Source organism: Vibrio sp. 10N.286.49.E11 (genome assembly GCF_041469505.1).
Lineage (GTDB): Bacteria > Pseudomonadota > Gammaproteobacteria > Enterobacterales > Vibrionaceae > Vibrio > Vibrio crassostreae_C.
In genome coordinates this window covers 83,041-105,897 of record NZ_JBFRKQ010000042.1, presented here as the reverse complement: position 1 = coordinate 105,897, position 22,857 = coordinate 83,041, and the positions used below count along the sequence as shown (strand labels likewise).

Below are 22,857 nucleotides of genomic sequence, written 5' to 3'. Positions count from 1 at the left end.
ATTGATGTTAGCGTGACTCCTGAGAACGATCCGCCTGTTGCGGGCTCAACGTCCTACACGGTGAATGAAGATAATTCGATTACCATTTCTGATGCACAACTATTGGCAACATCTTCAGATATTGAAGGTGATGTATCGATAGACAGCGTGACTTACTCTGGTAGCGACGGTGTCCTCGAAATCAATGGTAACGGCACTTACACCTTCTCGCCAAATGAGAACTTCAGCGGTGAAATTGCACTGGATGTGGTTGTTGCTGATGAAGATGGTGCGACCGACTCAACGACCGCGGGCATCAATGTTCTTGAAGTGAACGATCCGCCGGTTGCAGGCCCTACGTCTTACACCATTGATGAAGACTCAGTACTTACCTTCAGTGAGTCTCAAGTGTTGCTTAACGCCTCAGATGTAGAAGGGGATGTTGAGCTTGTTGGTATTAGCTACGATGGCCCTGAGGGTATCTTCTCAGTAAATGGTGACGGCACTTGCAGCTTCGCTCCAAATGAGAACTTTAATGGCCAAGTTCAGCTTGATGTCACCATTCGTGATGAAGATGGTGCAGAAGTGGAAACCGTCATCAATGTTGACGTATTACCAATCAATGATGCGCCAGTGTCTGGTGATTTGGCTTACAACGTTAACGAAGATGGTTCAATCACACTGAGCCAAGATCAGCTGTTGTCTCAAGCGTCCGATGTAGAAGGCGAAGATCTAACCGCAAGTGACTTAACAGTTGGTGGTGATGCGACGGTTGTAGCTAACGATGACGGCAGTTTCACCATCACACCAGATGCGAACTTCAATGGTGACATTGATATTCAATTCAACATCACTGACGGTACTGACACGGTTCAAGCAACCGCCGATCTTACTGTTAACCCAGTTAATGACTTGCCGGTTCCTCAAGACCAACAATTCAGTATCGCAGAAGACGGTACGCTTCAATTTACAGACGCCGACTTACTTACCGGTGCCACCGATATTGATGGCGACGACTTAACCGTTGAAGGTATTAGCTATACAGGTGGTGATGGCGTACTGACCGACCACGGTGATGGTACTTATACCTTTGCGCCAAACGAGAACTTCAATGGCGATGTGAACTTCAGTTTCGATGTGTCTGATGGCACAGAAACAGTCAGCGCTAACATTGATGTGAGTGTGACTCCTGAGAACGATCCGCCAGTTGCGGGTTCAACCTCATACATGGTCAATGAAGACAATGCCATCACAATTTCTGATGAACAGTTGCTAGCTAACTCTTCGGATATTGAAGGTGCGGTGTCGGTTGATACTGTGACTTACAGTGGCACTGATGGTGTGTTCCAAGATAACGGCGATGGCAGCTATACCTTCCTTCCTAATGAAAACTTCAGCGGTGATATCAGCCTTGATGTGATTGTTGCAGATGAAGAAGGTGCAATTGATGAAACCACAGCAGGTATTACCGTTCTTGAAGTGAACGATCCACCAGTTGCGGGTCCAACGTCATACACCATTGACGAAGATTCGGTTCTGACGTTCAGTGAATCTCAGATTCTTGTGAATGCTTCGGATATCGAAGGCGATGTAGAACTTGTTGGCATTAACTACGATGGCTCTGACGGTATCTTCACTGTAAATGGTGATGGTACATGCAGCTTTGCACCCAACGAAAACTTCAATGGTCAGGTTCAACTGGGTGTGACCATTCAAGATGAAGATGGCGCAACGGTTGAAACACACATTAACGTTGATGTATTGCCAATCAATGATGCGCCAGTATCGGGCGATTTGGCTTACACCATCAATGAAGATAGCTCCATCACGCTAAGCCAAGAGCAATTGCTAGCAAGAGCAGGTGATATCGATAGCGATAACTTAGAAGCTATCAATCTATCTACTGATGAAAATGCGACCATCCAACACAATGATGATGGCAGCTACACCATCACACCGAACGCAGATTACAACGGTGACCTAGATCTGAACTTCGATATCATCGATAACGATGGTGGTTCAGTTCAAGTTGGCCTAGACATTACCGTGAATCCGGTTAATGACTTGCCACAAGCGCAAGATCAACAGTTCACGATTGAAGAAGACGGTACGTTACTCTTCACCGATGCTGACCTGCTTGCAGGTGCGTCGGATATTGATGGTGATGAACTGTCGATTGAAAACGTGCTCTACACTGGTGCAGATGGTGTTCTTAGCGATAATGGCGACGGCACATATAGCTTTGCTCCAAACGAGAACTTCAATGGTGATGTTCAATTCTCATTCGATGTCTCTGACGGTACTGATTCAACATCAGCTGTTATTGATGTCAGCGTAACGCCTGAGAATGACCCACCAGTAGCGGGCTCAACATCGTACACAGTTCAAGAAGATGGCCAAATCACGATCAGTGATGAGCAATTATTGGCAAACTCTTCCGATGTAGAAGGTGATGTTTCACTGTCTGGAGTATCGTACTCCGGTGATGACGGCTCTTTTGTTGATAATGGCAATGGTACTTACACCTTTACGCCAAATGAAAACTTCGATGGTGATATTTCACTAGACGTTGTTGTCGTTGACGAAGACGGTGCAACCGCAACCACAACCGCTGGCATCGATGTTATTGCTGTGAATGATGGACCTGAAACTTCGGGCATTCAGGCTGAAGTCGATGAAGATAATTCAATCACCATTACTCAAGAGCAGTTACTCGCTAATGCGACCGATGTTGAAGGTGATGAGTTAACGGCATCTAACCTACAAACCAACGATCCAGATGCGACAATTGTTACTAATGACGATGGTTCATTTACTATTACGCACACAGAAAACTTCAATGGCGAGTTGGACTTCACATACAGCATCAGTGATGGTGAGAATGAAGTTCTGACGACACTCGACTTGACGGTTAACCCTGTCAACGATGCGCCAGAAGCGGGCGATGAAATCTTCATCCAAGCGCAAGAAGACCAAACAGTTGGTGTGACACTTCGTGAAGAACCAGCACTACGTTTAGACCAAGCGCCAGAAAACGGCATCATTGAAGCAAATGTGAATGACGAATGGGTGGTACTGGAAGTAGGACAAGAAGTTCCTGCAGATACCGAAGTGCGCTTTGTTCCAAGTGAAGATGCTCTTGCTGAAGGTACACACACCACACAAATCGGTACGTTTGACGATAACGCGAGTGTGGATGATTGGGGTACAGAAGTTGACCCTTATACGCGTGAGTTCTCAGATGGTGACTTAACGGTAACTGTTCAAAGTAACGATGACCCTCTTGGTGCCTGGAATGGCAACACCCACATTGGTCATGGTATCGGTGATACTGACCGCCAAGGCTTAAGTGGTGATGAGAAACTGACGGTTTCAGTTGAAGGTCAAGACATCAATGAAATCAGTTTCCACCTAGATGGTTTGGGTGGCTGGTTCATGGAAGAGTCTCGTCACTTTACAGAAGTAGAAATCAAAGCGTTCAATGAGGAAGGCGACCTAATTGACTCGATGACTTACCACAAAGAAGACCGTGGTACTTTCGAGACAGATTACACGCTAACGGTTGATCAACCAGTGTCCTACTTTGAGCTTGGTACCGTGCAAGGTAATGGTACTTACGTGGTTCAAAACATGACAGTGTCACAAACTTGTCATGATGAAGCGGTGTTTACATCGATTGGTGTAGATGGTTCAGAGATTACTGAAACGGTTGAGTTGAATATCCATGCGGGTGACAACGAAATCGAGTTAACGGCTGATCTTCCGAATATTACTGTCGATACCGATGGTTCTGCCCAGTTTGCTTCGGTTGTGATTACCGAAGAGCAACTACTGGCGCAAGCATCTGATATTGATGGCGACGACCTTGATATTGAAAATCTAGAGCTAGTGGGTGAAAACTCAGAGCATGCAACACTCACCGATAATGGTGATGGCACTTGGACGGTAACACCGGATGAAAACTTCCATGGTGAAATCGAACTTGGTTACCAAGTTACCGATGGTGAGCTGACAGACAGCAATATCATCAATATCAATTTCGAATCAGTAAATGATGCGCCAATCGTTTCTGGCCCGATTGTTCTATCGACAGATGAAGATGAAGGTATCACGTTCAGTGCAGATGACTTGCTAGCGAACACCACAGATGTGGAAGGCGATACGCTGTCTATTTCTGACATCACTTACGGTGGTGATAACGGTGAGCTAGTTGATAACGGCGATGGTACGTTTACCTTCATGCCGAATGAAAACTTCAATGGTGAAATCGACATCGACTACAAGGTGTTTGATGGAACTGATGAAGTTGCAACGCATCTAGACCTAACGGTCGTACCAGTCAATGATGTGCCGGTTCCGGGTGAACCATTGCACACCCAAGTGCTTGAAAACGGCTCCATGATCATCGAAGCGAAAGACCTATTGTCTGGTGCGACCGATGTTGATGGCGACATTCTTCATGTCGAAAACCTATTACTTGCAGACCAAACGCAAGGTACGTTAACGGATAACGGTGATAATACCTTTACCTTCGAACCTGCAGAAGACTTCTACGGTGAAGTGAATCTGACTTTCGATATCAGTGATGGCCAAGCAAGTGCACCAAGTACAGCAAGAGTTGACGTTGAAATTGTCAATGAAGGCCCAGAGGTTGGTGGTCCAATTGAAGCCGCTGTTGATGAAGATGGTTCAATCACTATCACTCAAGAGGATCTGTTAGCGAATGCGACGGATGTCGATGGCGACAACCTTGAAGCCGTTAACTTAGCGACCAACGATCCAAATGCGGTTGTTGTAGAAAACCCAGACGGTAGCTTCACTATTACACCAAGTGCAGATTTCTTTGGTGAGATTGAGTTTACTTATGATGTCACTGACGCGATCGAAACTGTTGCGGCTGACCTCAACCTAACCGTAAATCCAATCAATGATGCGCCAGACGTGCCTGACATGTCTTTTACTACGGAAGATGGTCAAGCGATTACTATTACCGAAGCTGAGTTACTGGCACAAGCGACAGACGTTGAAGGTGATGAACTGTCAGTTGTGAATGTGACGAGTGCAAGCGACACGGTAGAAGTCACAGACAATGGCGACGGAACATACACATTAACACCAGAGCAAGGCTTCTTCGGTAATGTTGACTTAGCGTTTGATGTGAGCGATGGCACTGATGTGGTTGCCGCAAACATCGACCTAAAAGTTGAGTTCGTCAATGATGCGCCAGAAGCGACGCCAATGGTGGCTGATGTCGACGAAGATGGTTCAATCCTCGTTACACAAGAAATGCTACTGGAGAACGCGAGCGACCAAGATGGCGATGAGCTATTTGCTACTTCGCTTGAAACCAATGATCCGAACGCTAGCATTGTCGACAACGGTGATGGCACGTACACAGTGACTCCTTCTGAAAACTTCAACGGTGATATTGCATTCACTTATGAGGTGAGCGACGGTGAGCTGAGCACGTCGAATGACATGACATTGACCGTTAATCCGGTGAATGACATTCCAATTGTTGCTCCAGGCCTGTACCACATTGAAGAGGATGGCAGCATCCTGTTCACTCAAGAAGATCTTTTGAGTGGTGCGATTGATATTGATGGCGATGACCTAAGCGTTACTAGCATCAATTACTCTGGCGATGAAGGCACAGTCACTGACAATGGTGACGGCACGTTCAGCTTCGTTCCTGAAGAGCACTTCAGTGGTGACCTACAGTTCAGCTTTACGGTGACAGACGGTACGGATGAAGTTGAACAAGACATCAATGTTCACATTGAAGCCGTAGCTGATGCGCCTGACTTAGTGATCACGGATGGCGATGGTGTCAACGTTGATGATGAAGCAATTCTGGTTGAGCCAGGCGGCATTGTTGAGCTTAATATTGCGGCTGCGCTAGTAGACCAAGATCTATCAGAAACACTGACGGTAACGGTTGATGGTGTGCCTGAAGGCTCAGTGATTACCTACGACAACGAAGGGGTAATCAATAACCAAGACAACGGTATCACCAGTTACAACGATACTGAAATCACAGTCACATTTGAGGGTGAGACGGCTGGTTACGAAAACACAGCGGGTTACTACAAAGTTGACGAAGACGGCAACATCACGGGCGTTGAAATCGTCTACGAGAATGCCTCACAAGTCGATGGTGGTGGTGACCTTGTTCCTGGGCAAGAACAGTTCAGCTTCCAAGTTGCGGAAGGCGAAAGCTTTAACCTGTTCTTAATTCCAAACGGACATCAGCACAATGACTTTGATGCGATGCAAGACGGTCAGTACGAGTTCCGTGCTGAGGATGGTTCGCCTGCGAACATGGATACGGTTGATCCTCAACTTGTATTTGTTGCCGCTGATGGAACCGAAACCGTGGTTCAAGGCCAGAATGGTGACGCGATCTTCCATGGTGGTTCAAGCTCTCAGCTAAACCAAGATGGTATCGAACATACTCGCACGACGGTTAATGAAGACGGCGAGCTGGTTTACGGCTTTGAAGATTTGTATGGCGGCGGTGATGCTGACTACACAGATTTCAACTTCACAATCGATGTGGGTGAAGTGAACAGCCAAATCTACAGCGGTGAAGTAACGGTTGGCCCTGATGGTACGGTGAGCTTACCGACAACGGCTATCGAAAATTCACTACAAATCCAGTTCCCAGAAGACTTCAACGAACAGCTTGAAGTTCATGTAACGGCAACCGCAACAGAGCTATCGAATGATGATTCTGAAACGGTCTCTCAAACCATCTACATTAACGCGACAGGCGCGCACATTGAGCACGCACCTGAAGCGCTGCCTGTTGCAGCAACAGTAGAAGAAGATGGTTCTATCACCATTACGCAAGAAGACTTGTTAGCTAATGCTCGTGATCTCGATGGCGACCAGCTGACGGCTCTGAATTTAGCAACCGATGATGAGAGCGTAACTATCACCGATAACGGTGATGGTACGTACACATTAACGCCAGATGCTGACTTCAATGGCGATGTTAACTTTACGTTTGATGTGTCTGATGGTGATGATGTTGTCTCTACCAACCTAGAGCTAACGGTTTCACCAGTGAACGATGGTCCAGAAGCACAAGACCAGACATTCACAGTCGGCGAAGATGGCGTGTTAACGTTCAATGACCAAGACCTATTAACAGGTGCGACGGACATTGAAGGGGACGACCTAAGTGTTGAAGGTGTAACGTACACTGGCACAGACGGTGTCCTAACCGACAATGGCGATGGCACATACAGCTTCGCGCCGAATGAAAACTTCAATGGTGATGTGAACTTCTCGTTCAATGTATCAGATGGTACCGATACGGTAACCGCCAACATTGATGTGAACGTGACGCCAGAGAATGATCCACCGGTTGCTGGTAGCACGTCTTACACGGTTCATGAAGACAACTCTATTACGATCAGTAACGAACAACTGCTAGCGAACTCTTCGGATATCGAAGGCGAAGTCGCAATTGATAACGTGACTTACAGTGGTAGCGACGGTGTTCTGGAAATCAACGGTGACGGTACATACACCTTCTCGCCAAACGAGAACTTTAATGGCGAAGTTAGCCTAGATGTTGTCGTGACCGACGAAGATGGCGCGACCGAAGCAACAACGGCGGGTATTACTGTCCTTGAGGTGAACGATCCGCCAGTTGCTGGCCCAACGTCATACACCATTGATGAAGATTCAGTACTGACTTTCAATGAGTCTCAAGTTCTGCTTAACGCTTCTGATATTGAAGGTGATGTTGAGCTTGTTGAGATTAACTACGACGGTCCAGACGGTATCTTCTCAATCAATGGTGACGGTACATGTAGCTTCGCTCCGAATGAAAACTTCAACGGCCAAGTGCAGTTGGATGTGACCATTCAAGATGAAGACGGCGCTCAAGTTGATACGTTTATTACGGTTGATGTATTACCAATCAATGACGTACCAGTATCAGGCGACCTGGCATACAGTGTTGAGGAAGACGGTTCGATTACCTTGAGCCAAGAGCAGCTTCTTTCTCAAGCGAGTGATGTTGATGGCGACGACCTTACTGCTTCTAACTTGATTGTTGATGGGGACGCGACGGTTGTTGCTAATGATGACGGCAGCTTTACCATTACGCCGGATGCGAACTTCAATGGTGACATTGACCTAACGTTCGACATTAGTGATGGTACAGATACGCTGGTTGCGACGGCTGACCTAACCGTTAACCCAGTTAATGACCTTCCACAACCACAAGACCAAACGTTCAGCATCGGTGAAGATGGCATCTTGAACTTCACTGATGAAGACTTGCTGACAGGTGCGACTGACATTGATGGGGATGACCTATCGGTTGAAGGCGTTACTTACACAGGTGCGGATGGTGTTCTTACTGATAATGGCGACGGAAGCTACAGCTTTGCGCCAAACGAAAACTTCAATGGTGATGTGAGCTTTAGCTTTGATGTGTCAGATGGCACGGATACAGTTCAAGCCAACATTGATGTCAGCGTGACACCAGAGAACGATCCACCGGTTGCAGGTAGCACGTCTTACACCGTTCATGAAGACAACTCCATTACTATCAGCGACGAACAGTTGCTTGCTAACTCTTCGGACATTGAAGGTGATGTGGCCGTTGACAGCGTGACTTACACTGGCGCTGACGGTGTCTTTGAAGACAACGGTGACGGTACTTATACCTTCTCTCCAAACGAAAACTTCAACGGCGAAGTTAGCCTTGATGTTGTTGTTACCGACGAAGAGGGCGCAACTGAAGCGACCACCGCCGGTATTACTGTACTTGAGGTGAACGATCCACCAATCGCAGGCTCAACGAGCTACTCAGTCAACGAGGACGAAGTTATCACCATCAGTTCAGAGCAACTGTTGGCGAACGCTTCTGATATCGAAGGTGAAGTGGCGATTGATAGCGTTAACTACACAGGTTCAGACGGTATCTTTACCGACAATGGTGACGGAACATTCAGCTTTGCACCTAACGCTAACTTCGATGGCGATGTAAGCCTTGATGTTGTCGTTACTGATGAAGAAGGCGCAACCGTAGCGACCAACGCAAGCATAGATGTTCTGCCTGTTAACGATGCTCCGGTATCGGGCGACTTGGCGTACAGCGTGGACGAAGATGGTTCAATTACCTTGAGCCAAGAGCAATTACTTGCTCAAGCGAGTGACGTGGATGGCGATGACTTAACAGCGGCTAACCTAACCGTTGGTGGTGATGCGACAGTTACAGCAAACGATGATGGTAGTTTCACTATCACGCCAGATGCTAACTTCAATGGCGACATTGATTTGAACTTCGACATTACCGATGGTGATGCGACGCTTCAAGCAACGGCTGACCTAACGGTTAACCCAGTTAATGACTTGCCAACAGTCGGTGAGCCACAATTTGTGACTCAAGAAGACACCAGCTTCACCTTCACAGGAGAGCAACTGCTGCAAAATGCGGGCGACATTGATGGCGATAACTTATCGGTTGAAAATGTGGCTTCAGATAGCGGTACTTTGGTTGATAACGGCGACGGCACTTACACATTCGCACCGAATGAAAACTTCGACGGTAATGTGAATGTGACGTTCGACGTGAATGACGGTACCGCGACAGTACCAGCAGAAGCGACGATTGATGTTCAGTCTGTGGTTGATATGCCAGAGCTGTCGATTGCTTCTGACCTAGTGATTGCTTCAGACAACTTCGAGTCTGGCTCAAACGGCTGGAATACCGGTACTGAAAGCTCACAAGGCTTCGAATCTGGCGACATGCTAGGTCGTATTGGTGGCACTGGTGGCGAGGAGGCCGTAAGCAAAACTTACGACATTCCAAGTGATGTGAGCGAAGTTAATATCTCGTTCAGCTTCTATGAAATTGACTCTTGGGATGGTGAGTCGTTCCAAATCTTTGTTGGTGGCGAAGAGCTTACCTCGTTAGATAACTCTGCGTTCCGTACCGAAGATGGCACGACAACGTTGTACGATTCAGCGGGCAATGAAGTCGGTGAAGTCGTTCATGGCGTATCGCAAGGTGAAGGTTTCAGTGGTTGGAACGACCAAGCGCACCAAATCAACTTAACGGTACCTGTTGAAGACGGTCAACTTGAATTAGGCTTTGGTTCAACCCTGAATCAAAGCGTCAATGACGAGTCGTTTGGTATCGACAACATCGAAATCACAGTGTCTGACGCGGAATACCAAATCATTGGTACTGAAGACACACCTGTACCACTCGATATTGATGCCGCTCTAACCGATACCGATGGCTCAGAAAACCTTGCTATCTTGATTGAAGACGTGCCAGAAGGCAGTTCGCTTTCTGCAGGTACCGATAACGGTGATGGCACATGGTCATTGCAACCAGGTGAGCTAGAAGGGCTAGAGTTTATCCCTTCAGGTGACTTCAATGGTGATGTGGTTCTAACGGTGAATGCGACGTCGACTGATGTTGATACGGGCACCACCGCAACGGCAACACAAGATGTGACGATTCACATCTCGCCAGCGAACGATGCTCCAGAAGTTGACGGTGATATCAGTGCCGTTACGGCAGAAGATAATAGCATCACGCTAACTCAAGAGCAGTTGCTAGAGCACGCTGTCGACATTGATGGTGATGACCTATCAGCAATCAACCTAACCACCAATGATGAAAATGCGACCGTTCAAATGAACGACGATGGCAGTTTCACCATTACACCGAGTGAAAACTTCAACGGTAATATCGAATTTAGTTACGATGTCACCGATGGAGAGGACATGGTCGCTGCTGGCCTAGACTTGACGGTAACACCTGTCAATGATGCGCCAGAGCCACAAGATCAAGTATTCACTATTGGTGAAGATGGGGTTCTTAACTTCACTGACGCTGACCTGTTAACGGGAGCAACGGATGTAGAAGGTGACGACCTAACAGTCGAAGGTGTGACATACACGGGTGCTGATGGTGTGCTTACCGACAATGGTGACGGAAGCTACAGCTTTGCGCCAAACGAGAACTTCAATGGTGATGTGAACTTCAGCTTTGATGTGTCAGATGGCACGGATACGGTTCAAGCCAACATTGATGTGAGCGTGACGCCTGAGAACGATCCACCTGTAGCGGGTAGTACGTCTTACACTGTGCATGAAGATAACTCAATCACGATCAGTAACGAACAGCTATTAGCCAACTCTTCAGATATTGAAGGTGAGGTTGCGATTGATAGCGTGACTTATACTGGCAGTGATGGTGTGTTCGAAGACAACGGTGACGGTACTTACACCTTCTCGCCAAACGAGAACTTCAATGGTGATGTGAGTTTAGCGGTTGTTGTTACCGATGAAGAAGGGGCAACAGAAGCGACTACCGCGGGAATCACTGTACTTGAGGTGAACGATCCGCCAATCGCAGGCTCAACCAGTTACTCAGTCAACGAAGATGAAGTTATCACCATCAGTGCAGAGCAACTGTTGGCGAACTCTTCTGATATTGAAGGTGAAGTGGCGATTGATAGTGTTACTTACACAGGCGCTGACGGTATCTTTACTGACAACGGCAACGGCACATTCAGCTTTGCACCGAACGCAAACTTCGATGGCGATGTTAGCCTCGATGTAGTGGTGACAGATGAAGACGGTGCGACAGTAGCCACCAGCGCAAGTATTGATGTTCTTCCAATTAATGATCCACCAGTATCGGGTGACTTGGCATACAGCATTGATGAAGATGGTTCGATTACTCTGACTCAAGAGCAGTTGCTATCTCAAGCATCTGATGTGGATGGCGATGACCTGACCGCAAGCAACCTAAGCGCAGGCGATAATGCAACTGTTGTTGATAATGGCGATGGCACCTTTACGGTAACGCCAGATGCTAACTTCAATGGCGATATCGACCTAAGCTTTGATATTTCAGACGGCACTGAGTCAATTGTGGCGAACGCCGATCTGACGGTAAACCCAGTCAATGACTTGCCAACGACATCTGATGTTTACGCGAACGTTGATGAAGATCATGTCATCACTATCACGCAGGAGCAGCTACTTGCGAATGCCGCTGATATTGAGGGCGACGACCTTGTCGCTTCCGACTTAACCTTAGTGGGTGACGATGCAACGATTGTCGACAATGGCGATGGCACGTTCTCAATCACTCCAAGCGAAAACTTCAATGGCTACATCGATGTTGCCTACAGCATCAGCGATGGCGACACTCCAATTGCCGCTAACTTAGGCTTAACCGTTGACCCAGTGAACGACGCACCGATTGTTTCTGCTGATGTGGCGATAACCATTGAAGAAGATGGTTCATACACCATTACTCAAGAAGAGCTCCTACAATTCGCGACTGACATCGAAGACGATGACATGACCGCAATTATTGGAGAACAGGGCGATGAAACAACCGTAACCGGTACAGTGTTGGACGCTGAAACCAGTAATCCAGTGTCTGGTGCAGAAGTCACCCTGACCGACAGCGCTGGCAATAGCTACACCACAGTAACGGATGATTCAGGTAATTACTCTGTTACAGGTTCAGTCGTTGACCAAGGCACGGTAACCATTGAACAAGAAGGTTCAATTACCAGTAGCTTCCTAGTCCCTGCGGGCGAAGATGTGAATGGCGGCGTAACCGCAATATCGGAAGTACTTGAAGAAACAGATATGCGTATCGTGGTCACATGGGGCGACAGTCCACGTGATATGGACAACCACCTATGGCTCTACGATACAGAGAATGGCAATGAGCTAGACCATATTTACTATCGCGACATGAGCCATGATCTTGGTGAAGGTAACGTTGTTCAACAAGATGTAGATGACACAAATGGTGGCGGCCCTGAAACCATCACCATTCCAAACTACCAAGATGCGGACATGCACTATTCAGTACACAACTACACCAGCAGAAGTTGGGATGTAGATGGTGTTGAAGATGTACAAGTTCAGGTGTTTGTAGGCGATACATTGGTTGAAACCTTCAGCCCAGATTTATCTGATAACCCATCAGGTGACCATTGGCATGTATTTGATATCGTGAATGGCGTTATTGTTCCAAGCCAAGATGTAGGCAGCGAGAATGCGTTTGATTTACCAACGGCAGAAGAAGCGCTTGCGAATGAAAACGGCATTGATATCTCTGAATTGCTAACCGGCGAGGAAGGTGATGATTCTGGTGAAACGGGTGGTAACGAACCAAGTGTTGGAGATGTTTCAATTGAGAACGCTCTTATCACTGACAATGGTGATGGTACTTACACCATTACACCGGAAGAGAACTTCAATGGTGAATTCTCGATTAGTTACAACGTGGACGATGGTAACGGCGGGGTTACGCCTGCGGAACTAGACGTTACTGTAACAGCAGTTAACGACCTTTCGGTTATTTACGACCACGACTACACCATTAATGAAGATGGTTCGCTGACCTTTACCGATGAACAGCTATTGGCTGGTGCAACGGATATTGACGGCGATGATCTTTCTGTCGAGTCGGTTAACTACGAAGGTACAGACGGTGTGTTCACGGATAACGGCGACGGTACTTATACCTTTGCTCCAAACGAGAACTTCAATGGTAATGTCGACCTAACTTACGATGTGAGTGATGGTACAGATGTTGTATCGGCGAATATTGATGTTCAAGTGGTTCCAATCAACGACGTACCGGTTACAGGCACAACCTCTTACAGCGTTGAAGAAGACGGCAGTATTACCCTAAGCGATGCACAACTTCTGGCGAACAGCTCGGACGTTGAAGGGGAAGTGTTTGTCAGCGATGTAAGCTACAGCGGCACTGATGGTGTATTCACTGATAATGGTGATGGTACTTACACCTTTGCTCCAAACGAAAACTTTAACGGTGACATCAGTCTTGATGTCTCTGTTATGGATGAAGATGGCGCAACCGCTGAAACAACCGCAGGTATCGACGTCATTGCCGTTAATGACTTGCCAGTTGCAGGTTCAACGACCTACAGCGTTGACGAAGATAACGTGATTACCATCTCTGAAGCACAGCTTCTTGCGAACAGCTCAGACATTGAAGGTGATGTATCCGTTAGCGACGTTTCCTACTCAGGCGCAGACGGTATCTTTACTGACAATGGTGATGGTACTTACAGCTTCGCACCAAATGAAAACTTCAACGGCAATGTCAGCCTAGATGTCACCGTTGCTGATGAAGAGGGTGCAACGGCTGAAACCACTGCGGGTATTGAAGTTATCGCGGTTAACGACGCGCCAGTGTCAGGTGACTTGGCTTACTCAGTGGATGAAGATGGTTCAATCACACTAAGCCAAGAGCAGCTGCTTGCTCAAGCATCGGATGTGGACGGCGATGATCTTACCGCTGCCAACCTAACCGCCGGTGATAACGCGACCGTTACGGCAAACGATGATGGTTCATTTACCATTACCCCGGATGCTGACTTTAATGGCGATATTGACCTAAGCTTCGACCTTTCTGATGGTACTGAAACGGTTGTTGCAACGGCTGACCTTACTGTGAATCCAGTGAATGACATCGCAGTTGTAGAAGATGTCGCTTACACCATTGAAGAAGACGGTTCGCTTACCTTTACGGACGAGCAACTGCTAGCAGGTGCTTCTGATATTGATGGTGATGAGCTTTCAGTTGCCGACGTGTCTTACACTGGCGCAGAGGGTGTGTTTACCGACAATGGCGATGGAACCTACACCTTTGCACCGAACGAGAACTTCAACGGTGACGTAAGCCTAGACTTCTCAGTATCTGACGGTACAGAGACGGTCGATGCTAACATTGACGTAACGGTAACAGACGTTAACGATGCACCAGTGGCAGGCGCAACGTCTTACCAAATGAACGAAGATGGCACCATCACATTGAGCCCTGAGCAGTTGATTGCTAATAGCTCCGATGTGGACGGTGAAGTGTCGCTTGATAGCGTGAGCTACTCAGGTGCAGACGGTATCTTGGTTCAAAATGAAGATGGGTCGGTAACGTTCGCACCAAACGAAAACTTTAACGGCGACATCAACCTTGATGTGACGGTTATTGATGACGACGGTGCAACGGCTCAGACTACCGCTGGTATTGAAGTTATTGCAGTTAACGACGCACCAGTGACCGGAAACGTGGCTTACTCGGTTGATGAAGACGGTTCAATTACGCTATCTCAAGAGCAGTTGCTGGCTAACGCATCCGATGTTGATGGTGATGCACTAACCGCAAGCAACCTATCTGCAGGTGACAATGCGACCGTAACAGCGAACGAAGATGGTTCATTTACTATCACTCCGGATGCTGATTTCAACGGTGACATTGATTTGAGATTCGATGTGTCAGATGGCCTTGAAACTGTTCAAGCTGGAGTCGACCTAACGGTTAACCCAGTCAATGACCTACCAACAGCAGAAGACCAAAACTTTACTGTTGAGGAAGATGGAACGCTAATCTTCACGGATGCAGACCTACTAGCAGGTGCTGCAGACATTGACGGCGATGACTTGTCTATCGTTGACGTGTCTTACACGGGCGCAGAAGGTGTGTTCACTGATAACGGTGACGGCACTTATAGCTTTGCTCCGAACGAGAACTTCAATGGCGATGTCAACCTAGGCTTCACAGTGACTGATGGCACTGAGACAGTCGATGCCAATATTGGTGTGACGGTAACGGATGTTAACGATGCGCCGGTAGCGGGTTCTACGTCTTACCAAATGAACGAAGATGGCACCATCACAATCAGCCCTGAGCAGTTAATTGCTAATAGCTCTGACGTTGATGGTGAAGTGTCACTTGAAAGCGTGACTTACTCAGGCTCTGACGGCACCTTGGTTCAAAACGATAATGGGTCTGTGACCTTCACGCCAAACGAGAACTTTAATGGTGATATCAGCCTAGATGTGGTCGTGACCGATGATGACGGTGCAACGGCAACAACAACGGCAGGTATCGAAGTTCTGGCTGTGAACGATGGACCTGAATCTGAGGATGTGAAACTAACCACAGCCGAAGACAGCACCATTCTTATCACACAAGACATGTTGTTAGCTCAAGCTACCGACATCGATAACACTGCAGACGAGCTGTCGGCTTCTGGTCTACAAATCGACCCTAGCTTGGGTGAGTTGCTAGATAACGAAGATGGTACTTGGTCATTTACACCAAACGAAAACTTCAATGGCGATGTGCCAATGACGTTTAACGTTAGCGATGGCCAAGAGACAATTTCAGTCGACGGCAACATCGATGTTACGCCAGTGAATGATGCACCTGAAGCGCCAACGATTGAGATGCAAGGCGAAGAAGATGTGGTCATGGTGATTGACCCTGCTTACATCGCGGGTCAAGTGACAGACCTTGATGGCGACGAGATCAGCATTGAGAGCATCACAGTACGAGCACCAGCGAATGCGACCTTAACTCAGCAACCAGACGGCATGTATCACTTAGTGACTACTCAAGACTTTAATGGCTTAGTAGAACTCGGTTATCAAGCTACTGACGGTGAAGAAGTGGTTGATGGCTCGCTGAATGTGGATGTCATTCCGGTTAACGACGCACCATTCAATGTCGGCAACGCAATGATGACCACAGACGAAGATGGCGCGTTCACCTTCGATGCTGGCGACTTGATGAACTTGTTCGGTGACATTGATACCGCAGACCTTGTTGTTTCTCGCATTATCACCGCAGACGGTGAAGATGGCGGAGAAGTTACAGACAACGGTGATGGTACTTGGACATTCACACCAACAGGCGACTTTGCGGGTGTTTCTGACCTACAAGTTGTCGTGAGTGACGGTGAGTTCGAAACGGTTCTCGATGTTCCTGTGTACGTACGTCCTGTCGCAGATGGCGCGGTTATTTCAACTGACCATGACGGTCCATTAGTCTTCGGCGAAGATGAAACGGGTCACTTGGGACTGAACGTTGGCCTAGTCGATGATTCAGAAACACTAAGTAACTTGGTGATGACAGGTTTCCCTGTTGGATTCGAGGTAACAGATGGTGTGAATACCGTGATGATCACCGAGCCGGGTCAATACATCGACCTGTTCGACTGGGATATCTCAAACATTCAAATGACGCCGCCTGAAGACTTCCATGGTGAGTTCTTCGTAACCGTAAGCGCAACAACGGTTGATTACGGAGATGAGCCGGAAGCGTTTGATGATGGTATCGATTCAGGTGATTTCGAAACTGTGGCGGGTGATTCCATCATCCTAACGGCGGACGACCTAATTGGTTTGGCTGAGAATGTGGATGCAGACAGCGATGATGAAGTGAAACTGGTTCATCTTGCCGACCGCAGCCAAGGTGAGATTGTCGATAATGGCGATGGCACTTGGACGTTCACACCAGCACCAGGCTTCACGGGCGAAGCAGACATTGCGTACGTAGTTGATAAAGATGGCGTGCTTCATGATGAGCAAACTGGCGTAGTCGTGAAAGAAGGTGACTCGCAAGGGAATGCAGCACCAGAAGTTAACAGCATCACAACGACGGAAATCGCAGCGGATGCCACCTTGTCGTTCACTGATGAAGACATGTTAGCGAATCTGAGCGATGCAGAAGGCGACAGCTTGAGCATTGAGTCAGTAAGCTTGATGGAAGGTCAGGGCGTAATTGAGAGCGATAACCAAGGTAACTATCAATTCACTCCTGCTGAAGACTACACCGGCGATGTTCAAGTTGGGTTTATAGCGACCGATGGCGAAAATCGCATCGAAAGCTTCTTCAATGTGGATATCCAAAGTGGCGATGAAGCAGCGGCGAGCGAAGGTTATACCTTAGCTGATGATGGTTCACTAACTATCACGGATGCACAGCTGGTGGATGAGTTAGGCGTCAGTGATTCTGCACAAGTTGTTGATGTTGCAGACGCGAACGATGCTGGCTTCTTTGCCGAATCAGGTGAAGGTGAGTGGACTTACTGGCCGAACGAAGACTTCGATGGCAATTTAGCGATGAATGTTGAAGTTAACGACGGCGGTGAAGTATCAAGTCACAGCTTAAGCATCCAAGTTGAAGATGATTCAGTACAAAGTGATGAACCACAAGTCCAAGCTGCTCAAGCAACAGAAGAGCAACAAGTGGAAGTGGCTCAACAAGCTGATGACCAAGCTCAAGATGCTGAAGCTGAAGGCAGCACAGCAGATGTAACCGCGGCACCGGGCGATACCATCTCTATCTCGATTCCAGATGAGGTGAGTGGTAACGAATCGGTTGATTACGCTGATATGTCTGGCTTACCTGAGGGCGCTACTGTGAACAACGCACTGGATAACGGTGATGGTAGCTTCACAATCAGTGGCAACCTAGAGCAGCCTGTATCCGTTGAACTTCCAGAAGGTTATGAAGGTACTAGCGAGATCCAATTCCAAGGTTACGACGAATTGGGTAGTTCAATAGACGGTGCTAGCGGTTCTGTTGAGGTTGAGGTCGATGATCAATACACCATGCAAGGTTCTACTCAAGAGCAGCAACCAGACATGGCGGGTATGGAATCTGGAGGCAGCGACTGGACAAGTTCAGGTGGTCAAGATCAAGGTGTTGACTTCACGGATGACTCTGGAAGCTTTGATTCAGATTCTCAAACTGGAACCGATCAAGGCAACGACTTCGACCAAAGCTCGATTTAATCGAGAGAGCTTAGTTTTAGTCTAAACCGACATTTAGTCTAAGCCAACAAGGAGATAGGGCAGCGTAAAGTTGCCCTCATTAAAGCCATGTAGAGTTATTGATACATGGCTTTTTTTAATTTTTTTGTTGTTTGTTTCGATAAATAAACTTGAGAACAGGTAAATATGTCCTTAATTATGAGAAGGGTCAGTTAGACAGGAGTGAGGGCATGTATCGTTATGTCAGTTCACCGCAAGCGTCGAAGTACATAGTGCCACCACCTCAACATCGAGAGTTGTCGAGTGTGGATGTGCCTGAGTCCGAATTAGAGATGCGAGAAATATTGAATAATTGGTTTGCTGATGGTTTAGCGCCCATTATTGAAAGTGAAGATGACTACATCTCTGCGAGCGATCACGTTCGATTTGAAAAGCTTAGCCGCACCGTTGGGATGTTGTTGAGAAACAAAGATTATTATTTTGCGGCTAAACGGATTTTATCAGTGTGGGAACAAGATTGTCTTGAAACCACTTATATCAATTATCTCATTTTGCGCAGTGAGCGAGTCACTTCTTTAAGGTAAGTTAATGGTGTGGCATTTGTCATTTTTCATTAGGCATTAGGCATTAGGCATTAGCGACTTAGGGTTCGTGTGCTTACGATCTTTTAATTTTTCTAACGAATCAGCAAACAAAAAGGGCAAGCTTGGAGGCTCACCCTAAAGGTCTTTGTTTTGGCTTAACGTTATTTTCAACTAATTCTCAACTGGGTTACGACTTACACCCAACCATCAAATTTGAGTCGTTTTTGAATTCTTTCGACCGCTTCTTTCTGCATTTGTCTAACACGTTCATTAGAAACATTCACATCCAACATTTGTCCGACCTCAGACAGCGTTTTCACCTTGTTATCAAAGAAACCAAAACGGTGGATGAGCACCTTTTGTAATTTTGGAGGAAGTGTATAGATGATTTGTTCTAGAGCTTGGGTAAAGGATTGATCCTCACAATCTTGTTGAGGGTCTGGGATATATTCACTTTCGCATTGATCAAGCACCATAGGCGCATGGCTAGTTCCAACCGTTGTCGTCACGTCAATAAACCCGCTTAACGCCACCAGTTGATCGACGCGTTCGGCATTTACACCTGAACTGTCTGATAGCTCAGAAATTGAAACCTCTTTACTCATTTTTTTGCTTGCATCGAGCTTTTTTGAGGCGAGGCTGTTTATTTCTTTACACACGTGGGCTGGCAATCGAACGGTTCGACCCGTGTTCATGAGTGCGGCTTCAATGTTTTCGCGGATCCACCAAACAGCATAGGTTGAAAAACGATAGCCTGGTTCTGGATCGTATTTGTCGATGGCCTTAATCAAGCCAATGTTGCCTTCCTCGATCAGGTCGAGCAGGGTGAAATTATTGCCTTTACGTTTTAGGTAACTCTTTGCGATTTTCACAACAAGGCGCAGGTTTGATTCGATCATGACATCACGCGCTTTTTTATCACCCGCGCGATTCAATTTTGCGTAATACACCTCATCTTCACGCGACAGCAGATCAATGCCAACAATATCTTTCAGATAATGAGCACAAGGGTCTGCACTGGTAGAAAATGATTCGGTAATGGGTGTTTCATCCGTGAGCCCCTGAAACGCAGCAAAACTATCGTTGTTCATTTCCTTGTCCTTATCTAGCCGACTGAACGTTTTAGTTTTTTTTATTATGCCACCAAGTGATTAACGCTTGGTTTCATTAGAGTGTAGATAACAATTTCTTCTTTACCAATAAATAAAATGCAATTTCGTATGTTTATGTCACAAAAAGATCTACAAATATTTAACTATTTTGCATCTCATCAAGTGTGTTGGTTTTTCGTTTAAAACATTAAGACGGATAGTTTATAAAGCATGTGTTATACATCGGTTTATCTAGATAAATGACGTGAATTTATAGGTGTGGGTTAGAACTATAATTGAGAGGAGAAATGATGAGAAAAATGTTAAGAGTCGAGGTTCAATGTTTCCAAGCACCTCAACTCTTTTAGCTGTGTCGGCTGTTAAGTATCGCCATGCACGTTTTAATTCTATCGACTAATAAGTGCTAAGAACCTCATCGATTTGCTGATTAATGATCTTCATTTCGCTGTAGATAACCGAAAGATCATCATCTTGCGGCGCAAGCTTATTGAGTGTGTTTTGTTCTACTCTTTCCAATGCAACTGTGGCCGTTTCTTCACCAAAGCTGGCTAAAATGCCTTTTAAGGTGTGCACGGTAAAATGAAGCTTGCCCCAATCTTGTTGTTGAACCAACTCTTCGATCTCTTGTAGCGAATTGCCATGGTCTTCTTGATATGTAGACAAAACGGCGTAAATGACGTCTCTGTCATTGTCTAAATAGGCGTTTAAAGCATCAAAGTCTAGCATGTGGACTCCTGTCGGCTGAATGTTGAAAATGGGCTAGGCGGCTTAGTGGAAAAACCATACCTTGATGAATCACTAATCCATTGATTCCATTTTGGAGGAAGTTCTAACTGTAAGATTTCTTCTAGATAGTCGTCGCTAAGTTTCTCATCTATATGAGCTTTATTGACGGCGTATATATAGTCAAGTTTGGCGGCAACTGAATATGGGTAACTGTGAATGTAGTCCTTTATTTCTTGGATCGAACCCAAATTTTCAATGTTTATACACGTTGAAGGGTCGACATTTTTGGACTCAAGTTGGTGATTTATGGCTTCTCCACGAGATTTGAGACATTCCACTGTTAAATGATAAAGAGAGTACTCACCAAAGTGGGCGAGCATGGGTAATAACTGAGTGAGCAAATAAGTCGGTTGGCTGTGGAAATTGTTCGCTAACAGTGTCGAAGCTCTAATCACTTTTTTGTGGGCAATCTGAGGGCTATTTTCGATGAGCAATATGCTGCTCTGAAATAGGGCAAGGCTGGCCAAAACTTGCTGCTGTTGTTTTACCGGAAGTTTCAGGTTTACCAACTCGGTGAATTGGTTGGCGTGCTCAAGCAAAATACGTTTGTACTTTAGTTGCGTCTCGCGCTGATACGTTGCTTTTAAGGAATTAAAGTGCGCACCAATGGAATGGATGACATCAATGTCAGCAGCTGAAATGTGGGTTGCATACATCTCACCTAACTTTATGATCATATGTGTGTTATCTGCGTTCTCAGCTAAGTCGATGGCCCTGATTGCACGATGGCTGATGCTGGGAGTCATCTCAAATGCACGAATCGCTAATTTAAGAGCAGGCAGCAGCATTTTATGTTTTTCATAGATACAGCTTAAGCAGTCAATCACGCTCAATGAGAGTGGCTGTGCTATTAGAAAATTGTGGAGCTTATCTATGGCTAAATTTGGCTTGCCTAAGCTGTCGAGAATCAGCGCCTCAGCCACCAATTTGGTTGGGTGCATGTTGGTTTTGGAGTTGTTAATGACGCTAGAGAGTAACTGCCATTTCTTACCTGCAATTAAATGTTCAATCAATGTCGCTTCGAACTGAACGCTAGTACCATTAGGGGAGATCGCCAAAGCTTGAGCTAATCTCTCTTGACTGGCAATGGGATACAAATCATTCAGTTGGGTGAGTTTCTTTGAAACGGACACGGCACTTTGGATCTTTTTACCCAACGTTTGAGTATTAATCGGTTTAGAAACGAAGTGGTGTGCTTCACCTGAAAGGGCGGTTAATACTGTTTCCTGACGCATATCCCCAGAGAGCAAGATTGTCGCCACAGTATGATCGATGAGGCGGTTTCGATACAGAATGCCCAACAGCTCAAAGCCAGTAAAAGACTGTTCTAAGTGGTAGTCAATGAGGAGTACATGAAAAGAGTGTGTCTCGACCGCTTTAATGGCTTTTCGATAGTCGGTCGCAATAAAAATACAGTCGCGCGAAACTCCCAAACTAGCCAGTTGCTGCTTAATAAGTATTGTTGCGCTTTTAGAGTCGTCGACGATCAAAATTCGAAGGTCTGTTGGTAAGGTCAAATCCATTTTCCTTAATACCAAATGTTATTTTTTAATTTAGGTGTCAAGTTGCACATTGTCAAGGTGCCTATATCACATACAAACACTCAATAAACTATTGGTAATTAAAGAGTATTAGATAACATTTATGAAAGCCTTCAAACGCAGGTGACTTTTACCTGATTTTAGTGGGGTTATACGTGTTTTAGAAATAAAAAAGAGGCAAGCCGATAAGCTCACCTCTCTGTTTTATTGTTCGAGTTTTTATTCGAAATGTTGTTCTTTGCTTGAAGTTTTATTTACCGA

Annotated in this window: 5 protein-coding genes; 2 read left to right on the top strand and 3 right to left on the bottom strand. The window is 46.3% G+C overall.

Annotated elements, in window-relative coordinates; genetic code table 11:
* Together AB4167_RS10105 and AB4167_RS10100 are read left to right on the top strand one after the other, a co-directional pair.
* The coding region (locus AB4167_RS10105) for a tandem-95 repeat protein (protein ID WP_372136480.1) at positions 1 to 18,594 on the top strand (18,594 nt) is incomplete at its 5' end.
* A 209-nt stretch (positions 18,595 to 18,803) separates the two neighbouring features.
* On the top strand, positions 18,804 to 19,157 hold the full coding sequence (locus AB4167_RS10100; RefSeq protein WP_017072193.1) for a hypothetical protein: 354 nt from the start codon (positions 18,804 to 18,806) through the stop codon (positions 19,155 to 19,157).
* 194 nt (positions 19,158 to 19,351) lie between these two features.
* On the opposite strand, the gene AB4167_RS10095 is transcribed toward AB4167_RS10100, so the two are convergent.
* The 3 genes from AB4167_RS10095 to AB4167_RS10085 all read right to left on the bottom strand — a co-directional run bounded on the left by AB4167_RS10095 (position 19,352) and on the right by AB4167_RS10085 (position 22,578).
* A complete protein-coding gene (locus AB4167_RS10095) occupies positions 19,352 to 20,248 on the bottom strand; it encodes an RNA polymerase sigma factor RpoD/SigA (protein WP_136982784.1) in 897 nt (298 codons plus the stop codon).
* Positions 20,249 to 20,662: 414 nt separating this feature from the next.
* Complete coding sequence (locus tag AB4167_RS10090; RefSeq protein WP_017060508.1) at positions 20,663 to 20,995, bottom strand: Hpt domain-containing protein; 333 nt, start codon at positions 20,993 to 20,995, stop codon at positions 20,663 to 20,665.
* On the bottom strand, positions 20,989 to 22,578 hold the full coding sequence (locus tag AB4167_RS10085; RefSeq protein WP_017064673.1) for a response regulator: 1,590 nt from the start codon (positions 22,576 to 22,578) through the stop codon (positions 20,989 to 20,991). Before AB4167_RS10085 ends, AB4167_RS10090 begins: the two co-directional genes overlap by 7 nt.
* Positions 22,579 to 22,857: the final 279 nt, after the last annotated feature.

What these genes read in the sequence shown, in the direction of transcription:
- AB4167_RS10095 (WP_136982784.1), bottom strand. Translation starts at nt 20,248, where the DNA reads ATGAACAACGATAGTTTTGCTGCGTTTCAGGGGCTCACGGATGAAACA.
- AB4167_RS10090 (WP_017060508.1), bottom strand. Translation starts at nt 20,995, where the DNA reads ATGCTAGACTTTGATGCTTTAAACGCCTATTTAGACAATGACAGAGAC.
- AB4167_RS10100 (WP_017072193.1), top strand. Translation starts at nt 18,804, where the DNA reads ATGTATCGTTATGTCAGTTCACCGCAAGCGTCGAAGTACATAGTGCCA.
- AB4167_RS10085 (WP_017064673.1), bottom strand. Translation starts at nt 22,578, where the DNA reads ATGGATTTGACCTTACCAACAGACCTTCGAATTTTGATCGTCGACGAC.